This window comes from Cupriavidus sp. WS, assembly GCF_000395345.1.
GTDB lineage: Bacteria > Pseudomonadota > Gammaproteobacteria > Burkholderiales > Burkholderiaceae > Cupriavidus > Cupriavidus basilensis_B.
On sequence record NZ_AQPL01000535.1, the window covers coordinates 1 to 8,629 of the forward strand.

Genomic DNA, 8,629 nt, shown 5'->3' on the forward strand with positions numbered 1-8,629 from the left:
AGCCCCGCGGTGCGTGCCGGCGCGGGCTTGCGCTCGACGACGGCGTCCAGCGAGAGCGGGAATTTCGGGCGGCGCGGGGCAGTGCTCATGTCGGCCGGGGACAGCGCAGGAAAGACGGGCTTATGCCAGCCACTGGTTGATCTGCTCGAGCTGGGCGCGGTGCGTCAGGTCGAGCTGCAAGGGAGTCAGCGAGACGTAGCCTTCGCCGGTGGCATGGAAATCCGTGCCCTCGCTCGCGTCGCGCGCGTCGCCGGCGGGGCCGATCCAGTAGTTGGTGTCGCCGCGCGGGTTGACCTGCGTGATCACCGGCTGGGACGGATGGCGCTTGCCCAGGCGCGTGGCGCGGTAGCCGCGGATATGCTCGAACGGCAGGCTGGGAATGTTGACGTTGAGCAGGAACGGCTCGGCCGCGGGCCTGGCGATGTAGCGCTCGACGATGTCGCGCGCCACGCGCGCGGCGGCATCGAGATGGGTCCAGCCCCTGTCCACCTGCGAGAACGCGATCGAGGGAATGCCGAGCAGGAAGCCTTCGATGGCGGCGGCGACGGTGCCCGAGTACAGCACGTCCTCGCCCATGTTCTGGCCCTGGTTGATGCCGGACACCACCAGGTCGGGCCTTTCCTCGAGCAGGCCGGTCAGCGCGATGTGCACGCAGTCGGTCGGCGTGCCGTTGACGAAGCGGAAACCCTTCTGCACCCCTTCGCGCGCCTCGTAGATCGACAGCGGGCGTTGCAGCGTCAGCGAATTCGATGCGCCGCTGTGGTTCTGCTCCGGCGCGATCACCGTGATGCGCCCCAGCGGCGCCAGCGCGGCATGCAGCGCGGCGAGGCCGGGGGCCAGGTAGCCGTCGTCGTTTGCGAGAAGGATATGCATGGCCGCGATTGTACCTGACAAGAATGCCGCGCAAGCCGCGCGCGCGCCGCAAGAGACAGCGCGCCGCCGCGCCGCGGCGATGCCCGCGCGGGAGCTAACAGAACGACCGTGCTATTTTGCGCTACACTTGCCCGGGCCTGTTGCAGGATGTTGCAGGACCCGCCTGGCGCGAGGCCCGCGCAGCCGGCACGGCGCGCGCGTGCACCCGTGTCCGCGCCCCCGTGCGCCGCCGCGCGGGGGACACGACGACGCCGACGACCATATACCGGAGACATGATGAAAGCCGTACTGTGCAAAGCCTGGGGCCCGCCCGATTCGCTGGTGCTCGAAACCCTGCCCGACCTCGTGCCCGCCCAGGGCGAGGTGGTGATCGACGTGAAGGCCGCCGGCGTGAACTTCCCCGACGTCCTCATCATCCAGAACAAATACCAGGCCAAGCCGCAGCTGCCCTTCTCGCCGGGCTCGGAACTGGCCGGCGTGGTCAATGCCGTCGGCGCGGGCGTGACCCACGTCAAGCCCGGCGACAAGGTCATCGCCTATCTCGGCAACGGCGCCTTCGCCTCGCAGGCGAAAGCCCCCGCCAGCGCCGTGGTGCCGATGCCGCCGGGCATCGACTTCGAGACCGCCGCCGCGTTCACGCTGACCTACGGCACCTCGCACCACGCGGTGGTGGACCGCGGCGAGCTGAAGGCCGGCCAGACCATGCTGGTGCTCGGCGCGGCCGGCGGTGTGGGCCTGGCGGCCATCGAGATCGGCAAGGCCATCGGCGCGCGCGTGATCGCGGCCGCGTCCACCGACGAAAAGCTGGCGGTATGCAAGGAACACGGCGCCGACGCGCTGATCAACTACAGCACCGAGGACCTGCGCGAGCGCGTCAAGGCCCTGACCGACGGCAAGGGCCCGGACGTCATCTATGACCCGGTCGGCGGCGTCTATGCCGAGCCGGCCTTCCGCTCGATCGGCTGGCGCGGCCGCTATCTCGTGGTGGGCTTCGCCAACGGCGAGATTCCCCGCATCCCGCTGAACCTCGCGCTGCTCAAGGGCGCCTCGCTGGTGGGCGTGTTCTGGGGCGACTTCGCGCGCCGCGAGCCCAAGGCCAACCAGGCCAACATGGCGCAGATGCTGGGCTGGATGAAGGAAGGCAAGATCCGCCCGCACATCTCCGCGCGCTATCCGCTCGAGCAGGCGCCGCAGGCGCTCAAGGACATGGAAGCGCGCAAGGTCACGGGCAAGATCGTGATCGTGCCGTGACCTTCATGCCGTGACCCGCTGACGCGCGCCTCGCAGCGCCGCGCGGCACGCCCAGCGGAAGCCGGGAAAAAAGCGCCCGGATGCTCGACGCATCCGGGCGCTTTTCCGTTTCGGGCGCGGCCGCGGCCGCGCCGGGAGCGCCGCGCGGCGATTCGTAGGAAACCTCTATATCGCGGGTATCCCCGGACACACAGCAGTCACGCGGCGAGGCAAGAATCGCGGGCTGAGCCAACGCGCGCGTGCGCGGCAGCCAACGCATCCACCTATAAGGAGAAACAAGCCATGGATCGCCGCCGATTCTTGAAATGGGGAAGTTTCATCACCGTCTCGGTCGCCACCACCGGCCTGGCCGGCTGCGGCAACGACGACAGCGCGACGCCGGATCCGGCGCAGCCCGCCGCGCCGGCCGCGCCGAACCCCGCGGACAATTTCAGCTTCCTGCACGGCGTGGCCTCGGGCGACCCCAAGCCCGACAGCATCGTGCTGTGGACCCGCGTGGAAGGCGACAACGGCAAGCAGCCGGTCGCCGTCAAGCTGCAGGTATCGGCCCAGTCCGATTTCTCCACGCTGCTCGTCAACGACACCCTGAACGCGCTGCCCGACTGGGACTACACGCTGCGCAACAAAGTCACCAACCTCGCCGCGGCCACCACCTACTACTACCGCTTCGTGGTCGGCAGCAAGACCAGCCCGGTCGGCCGCACGCGCACCGCGCCGGCCGCCGGCACGCCGCTCACCCAGCTCAAGTTCGCCTTCGTCAGTTGCCAGGACTGGAGCGTGAACCACTGGGCCGGCATGGAAGAGCTGGCGGCGCAGGACCTGGATTTCATCGTCCACGTGGGCGACTACATCTACGAGACCGTGGGCGCCAGCTTCCAGACCGGCGCGGTGGAAAGCCGCCACGCCCAGCTCAAGCTGCCCGACGGCACGCTGCGCGACGACGGCGCCACCTACGCCACCACCGTCAACGACTACCGCTATCTGTACAAGTCCTACCGCAGCGACGCGCGCCTGCAGGCCCTGCACGCGCGCTTCCCGGTGATCGCCATCTGGGACGACCACGAGTTCTCTGACGACTGCTGGCAGGACCGCCAGACCTACAGCGTCGCCGACGACGCCACGCCGCGCACCGCGCGCCGCCGCAGCGCCAACCAGGCCTGGTTCGAGTTCATGCCGGCCGACGTGAGCCTGGACCTGAACAACCCCTCGTTCCAGAACATCCAGATCTACCGCGCCTTCACCTTCGGCAACCTGGCCACGCTGGTGATGACCGACGAGCGCCTCTACCGCGCCGACCACGTGATCCCCGAGCAGGCCGCCGGCAGCGAGATCGGCAGCCGCTACTTCGTGCCCAAGGCCACGCTGGCCGCGCTCGAAGGCGCGAAGATCGCCGGCGCCGGCAACGCGCTGACGCCGGTCTCCATCCTCGGCGACACCCAGCGCGCCTGGTGGCAGACCCAGATGAGCAGCGCCGCCACCACCTGGAAGCTGTGGGGCAACGAGGTCTCGCTGCTGCGCATGCAGATCGACGGCACCCAGGCCATCGCCGCCATGTTCGCCACCGCGCTGGTCCAGGCCAACGCGGCGCTGGCGCCGCTGCAGGCCGCCATGACCGCCGCGCTGGCCGCCGACCTGAGCGCCGCCAAGAGCGGCGGCACCTACCCCGGCGCGGTGACCTACGCCAACCTCAAGGCGCTGCTCGGCGCGGCGCCCGTCAACATGCCCGGCGCAACCTTCGACGCCGGCATCAAGCCCCTGCTGGACGCCCAGTTGCCGCCGGTGGCGCTGCTCGACCAGTACATCCTGAACGCCGACCAGTGGGACGGCTACAACGCCGAGCGCAAGAGCCTGATGGCCTTCCTCAAGGCCCAGGGCATCGCCAACGTGGTGGCGCTGACCGGCGACATCCACGCGTTCTTCGCCGGCCCGGTGATGGACGACTACGACGCCGCCACGCCGGTGCCGGTGATGGTGGACCTGGTCACGGCCGGGCTGTCGAGCAATTCGTTCCAGAGCTACTTCAAGAGCGTGGTGGACACCGACGCCGCCTTCGCCGCCGCCAAGCCGCTGGTGTACGTCACGCAGGGCGGCACCGTGGTCAACACCTTCAACGACACGCTCAAGGCCTTCAACCCGTGGATCAAGCACGTCGATTCCGACGCCCAGGGCTACGCCGTGGTGACGCTGACCGCGGCCAAGCTGAGCTGCGAGTTCCACAAGCTCAAGACCCAGGCCAACGGCACCGCGCCGGCGCTGCCGGCCACGGCCAGCACGCAGGTGATCGAGGTGGCGGCGGGCGTGGCGGCGGTCACGGTGGTTTGATCTGGGGGTTTGCTGGCTTGAGGACTTGCCAGCTTGCCAGCTTGCCGGCGACGCCACGGTCGGCCGCCGGTTTGCTCCCCTCTCCCGCCTGCGGGAGAGGGGTCGGGGGAGAGGGCCGGCGCGGGCGAATGCCGCCGTGCCGATAAAAACCGGCGGCGTCGTTCATTGCCCCGGCCGCCTTACAGCTTCTCCGTCTCCCCCGTGCGCGGCTGCCACTTCATCAGCCGCTTTTCCACGCTGCCCACCAGCGTGTCCAGCACCAGCGCCGCCGCGGTCAGCACCACGATGCCGGCGAACACGGTGTTGATGTCGAAGGTGCCTTCGGCCTGCAGGATCAGGTAGCCCACGCCGCTGGCCGAGCCCAGGTACTCGCCCACCACCGCGCCGACGAAGGCCAGGCCGACCGAGGTATGCAGCGACGAGAACACCCAGCTGGTCGCGCTCGGCAGATAGACGTGGCGCAGCAGTTGCCGCTGGTTGGCGCCGAGCATGCGCGCGTTGGCCAGCACCACGGGGCTGACTTCCTTGACGCCCTGGTAGACGTTGAAGAACACGATGAAGAACACCAGCGTCACCGCCAGCGCCACCTTGGACCAGATGCCGAGGCCGAACCACACCGCGAAGATCGGCGCCAGGATCACGCGCGGCATCGAGTTGGCCGCCTTGATGTAGGGGTCGAGGATGGCCGAGGTGAGCGGGCTGAGCGCCAGCCACAGGCCCACGCCGAGGCCGGCCGCGGTGCCGATGCCGAACGCCAGCAGCGTCTCGGCCAGCGTCACGCCGAGGTGCAGGTAGATGTCGCGCTCGACCACGAACCAGCTCCAGATGCGCTGGGCCACCATCAGCGGCTCGCCGAAGAAGAACGCGACCTGCTGCGAGCGCGTGGCGAAGTGCCACGCGGCGAGGATCACAACGAGGACGAGCAGTTGCCAGAAGCGCAGCATGCCCTTGGAATCGGGACGGAATGCCATGAGGATAGAAATAGAGTCGGACCGGATTGGATGGCGGATGCCGGGGTTGCGGCGGCGGCCGCTTCAGGCCACCTTGCGCTGCTGCGCGTAGCCCTTGAGCACTTCCTCGCGCAGCACGTCCCAGATGGCGGCATGCAGCTCGACGAAGCGCGGGTGGTTGCGGATCTCGGCCACGTCGCGCGGGCGCGGCAGGTCGATGGCGAACTCGCCGATCGGGTGCGTGCCCGGCCCGGCCGACAGCACCACCACGCGGTCGCTCATGGCGATGGCCTCGTCGAGGTCGTGGGTGATGAACAGCACCGCCTTGCGCTTGGCCGCCCACAGCTCCAGCACCTCGTTCTCCATCAGCTGGCGGGTCTGGATGTCGAGCGCGGAGAACGGCTCGTCCATCAGGATGATGTCCGGGTCCAGCACCAGCGTCTGCGCCAGGCTCACGCGCTTGCGCATGCCGCCCGAGAGCTGGTGCGGATAGCGGTCGCCGAAGCCGCCCAGGCCGACACGGCGCAGCCAGGCCTCGCCCTGCCGCGCGGCCTCGGCGCGCGGCACGCCGCGGAACTCGAGCCCGGCGATCACGTTGTCGAGCGCGCTGCGCCACGGCATCAGCGCCTCGGCCTGGAACATGTAGCCGGCGCGCGCGTTGATGCCGCGCAGCGGCTCGCCGAACACGCGCACCTCGCCGGCCGACGGCTGCAGCAGGCCGGCGCCGACGTTGAGCAGGGTGGACTTGCCGCAGCCGGTCGGCCCCACCACGGAGACGAACTCGCCCGGCGCGATGGCCAGGGTGACGTCCTTGACGGCGGTGTAGCGCTGGCTGCGGTCCTCGCGCGAGACGAAGGTGCAGGTGACGTTGTCGAGGGAAAGTGCGGCAGTGCTCATGGCTGGCTCTGTGCCGGCCCGGGGCGACGGCGGTGCCGGGCACCGCCGCGCGGCCCCGGGCCGCGGTGGAATACTGGCGCCGCGGGTTGCCCGCGGCGCAAATGCAAAGGCCCGCTGCGCGCAGCGGGCCGCCGGTTCCCGTGGCGCGGGCGGTGGCTTACTTGTACTTGGCGTTGGCCTTCAGCACGAACGCGTTGGTGAAGGTGTCATCCAGCCTGATGGCCTTGCCCTTGAGCTCCGGGTCGAACTGCTGCAGCGTGCTGAGCGCGGTCCGGGGGCCGTCGGCCGGCATCACGCCGTCCGGCGAGATCGCTTCCTTGACCTTGTCCCACGCCGCCAGGTACAGCGCGCGGTCGCCCAGCAGGTAGCTCTCCGGCACGGTCTTGACGATGTCGGACGGGCCGGCCTTCTGCAGCCACTTGAGCGCGCGCACCATCGCGTTGGTCATGGCCTGCGTGGTGTTCGGGTTCTGCCGGATGAAGGCGGCCGAGGCATAGAGGCAGCCCGACGGCATGTTGCCGCCGAACACGGCCTGGGTGTCCTTGAGCGTGCGCGTGTCCGAGGCGATGCGCACTTCGTTCTTCTGCGTGAGCATCGACACCACGGGATCGAGGTTGGCCATCGCGTCGATCTGGCCCGAGCGCATCGCGGCCACCGCGCCGGCGCTGGCGCCCACGCCGATGAACGACACGTCGGACGGCTTGAGGCCGGCCTTGGCCAGCACGAAGTTGGCCATCATGTTGGTCGACGAGCCGGGCGCGGTGACACCGATCTTCTTGCCCTTGAGGTCGGCGACGGACTTGAAGTTGGGCAGGTTCTTGTTGGAGACCACCAGCACGATCTGCGGGGCGCGGCCCTGCAGCACGAACTCCTGGTACTGCTGGCCCTTGGCCTGCAGGTTCAGCGTGTGCTCGTAGGCGCCGGAAACCACGTCCGCGCTGCCGCCCACCACGGCCTGCAGCGCCTTGGCGCCGCCGGCGAAGTCGACGATCTCGACGTCGAGGCCTTCGTCCTTGAAGTAGCCGAGGCGCTCGGCGATGGTCAGCGGCAGGTAGTAGAACAGGTTCTTGCCGCCCACGGCGACAGTGACCTTGGTCTTCTCGGGCTTGCCCTGGGCCTGGGCCTGGCTGCCGAAGGTGAACCAGCCCGCCAGGAACAGCGCCAGCGCGATCAGCGCCTGCTTCCAGAATTTCTTGTTATACATTGCTTTCTCCTACCTGTTCTATCCGCTCGTCCTGCCCGTTGTCTCCGCGGCGCAGTGCCGCGCAGCGGCAAGCTGCGATGCTAGCGGATGCGGCGCATGCCCGCATCGGGACCAACACCTATGCCGCGTGCGGCGGCCAGCATACAGGACTTGCCTTTCGACGGGCTTTCGGCAGCCCGCCGCGGCCCGCCAGCCTCACTCGGCGTGGATGTCGGCGGACCTGATCACCTTGGCCCAGCGCGCCAGCTCGCCGCGCTGGTAGGCGTCGAGCTGCTTCGGCCCCATGAACTTCGCCTCGGCGCCGAGTTCCTCGGCCTTCTTGCGGAAGGCCTCGGTCTGCATGATGCGTTCGATCTCGCCGGCCAGCTTGTCGACGATGGGCCTGGGCGTGCCGGCCGGCGCGTACATGGCGAACCACGACGACACGTCGAGGTCGGGATAACCGGCCTCGGGCGCCGAGGGCACGTCCTTCAGGCTGGGCAGGCGCTGCTTGCTGGTCACGACCAGCGGGCGCAGCTTGCCGCCCTGGATATGCCCCATCAGCGGCGGCGGCGTGGTGATGGTGAGGTCGACCGAGCCGCCCAGCAGGTCGGTCATGGCCGGGCCCGTGCCTTTGTATGGCACATGGGTGATGCGGATGCCGGCCATCTGGTTGAGCAGCTCGGTCGAGACGTGCTGCAGCGAGCCGTTGCCCGACGACGCGTAGTTGAGCTTGTCGGGATTGGCCTTGGCGTAGGCCACCAGTTCCTTGAGCGACTTGACCGGCAGGCTCGGCCGCACCACCAGCACCTGCGGCGCGGACAGCAGGTTGGCCACCGGCGCGAAGTCCTTGACCGGGTCCCACGCGGTCTTGGTCAGCAGCGGCGTGATGACCTGGTAGCCGGAATACTGCACCAGCAGGGTGTAGCCATCCGGCTTGGCGCGCGCCACCACCTGCGCGGCGATGCCGCCCGAGCCGCCGGGCCGGTTGTCCACCACCACCGGCTGGCCGAGGGCCTTGGCCAGCGGCTCGGAAATCATGCGCGCGGCGAGATCGGTGGTGCCGCCGGCCGCGGCCGAGACCACCAGCGTGACCGGCCGCTGCGGCCAGGCGCCGTCCTGCGCGAAGGCCGACGTGCCGGCCAGGCCCGCC

Annotated in this window: 7 protein-coding genes and 1 pseudogene; 2 read left to right on the plus strand and 6 right to left on the minus strand. The window is 69.4% G+C overall.

The features are described 5' to 3' along the window. Positions 1 to 89: pseudogene (locus K206_RS44790) on the minus strand (protein-L-isoaspartate O-methyltransferase); the annotation flags it as partial. A 31-nt stretch (positions 90 to 120) separates the two neighbouring features. Then, entirely contained in the window at positions 121 to 873 is a 753-nt protein-coding gene (gene surE / locus K206_RS0133850; RefSeq protein WP_020206723.1) for a 5'/3'-nucleotidase SurE, read from the minus strand. Positions 874 to 1,149: 276 nt separating this feature from the next. Here surE and K206_RS0133855 point away from each other — a divergent pair, with 276 nt between their 5' ends. Beyond that, positions 1,150 to 2,124 (plus strand): NADPH:quinone oxidoreductase family protein, encoded by a 975-nt coding sequence (locus K206_RS0133855; protein ID WP_020206724.1) that lies wholly within the window; start codon positions 1,150 to 1,152, stop codon positions 2,122 to 2,124. Positions 2,125 to 2,406: 282 nt separating this feature from the next. Then, complete coding sequence (locus tag K206_RS0133860) at positions 2,407 to 4,446, plus strand: alkaline phosphatase (RefSeq protein ID WP_029044399.1); 2,040 nt, start codon at positions 2,407 to 2,409, stop codon at positions 4,444 to 4,446. 179 nt (positions 4,447 to 4,625) lie between these two features. Here the strand turns inward: K206_RS0133860 and K206_RS0133865 are convergent, their stop codons facing one another. The 4 genes from K206_RS0133865 to K206_RS0133880 all read right to left on the minus strand — a co-directional run bounded on the left by K206_RS0133865 (position 4,626) and on the right by K206_RS0133880 (position 8,622). After that, complete coding sequence (locus tag K206_RS0133865) at positions 4,626 to 5,417, minus strand: ABC transporter permease (RefSeq protein ID WP_020424019.1); 792 nt, start codon at positions 5,415 to 5,417, stop codon at positions 4,626 to 4,628. A 63-nt stretch (positions 5,418 to 5,480) separates the two neighbouring features. Continuing rightward, positions 5,481 to 6,293 carry an ABC transporter ATP-binding protein gene (locus K206_RS0133870; protein ID WP_020206727.1) on the minus strand — a complete coding sequence of 271 codons (813 nt, stop codon included), beginning with the start codon at positions 6,291 to 6,293 and terminating at the stop codon, positions 5,481 to 5,483. 157 nt (positions 6,294 to 6,450) lie between these two features. After that, entirely contained in the window at positions 6,451 to 7,497 is a 1,047-nt protein-coding gene (locus tag K206_RS0133875) for an ABC transporter substrate-binding protein (protein ID WP_020206728.1), read from the minus strand. Positions 7,498 to 7,692: 195 nt separating this feature from the next. Continuing rightward, positions 7,693 to 8,622: a tripartite tricarboxylate transporter substrate binding protein gene (locus K206_RS0133880; protein ID WP_063826907.1), complete on the minus strand. Its 930-nt coding sequence runs from the start codon at positions 8,620 to 8,622 to the stop codon at positions 7,693 to 7,695. Positions 8,623 to 8,629 lie beyond the last annotated feature (7 nt).

Excerpts from the sequence above, each read along its gene's own strand:
- surE (WP_020206723.1), bottom strand. The coding sequence starts at position 873 with ATGCATATCCTTCTCGCAAACGACGACGGCTACCTGGCCCCCGGCCTC.
- K206_RS0133855 (WP_020206724.1), top strand. The coding sequence starts at position 1,150 with ATGAAAGCCGTACTGTGCAAAGCCTGGGGCCCGCCCGATTCGCTGGTG.
- K206_RS0133860 (WP_029044399.1), top strand. The coding sequence starts at position 2,407 with ATGGATCGCCGCCGATTCTTGAAATGGGGAAGTTTCATCACCGTCTCG.
- K206_RS0133865 (WP_020424019.1), bottom strand. The coding sequence starts at position 5,417 with ATGGCATTCCGTCCCGATTCCAAGGGCATGCTGCGCTTCTGGCAACTG.
- K206_RS0133870 (WP_020206727.1), bottom strand. The coding sequence starts at position 6,293 with ATGAGCACTGCCGCACTTTCCCTCGACAACGTCACCTGCACCTTCGTC.
- K206_RS0133875 (WP_020206728.1), bottom strand. The coding sequence starts at position 7,497 with ATGTATAACAAGAAATTCTGGAAGCAGGCGCTGATCGCGCTGGCGCTG.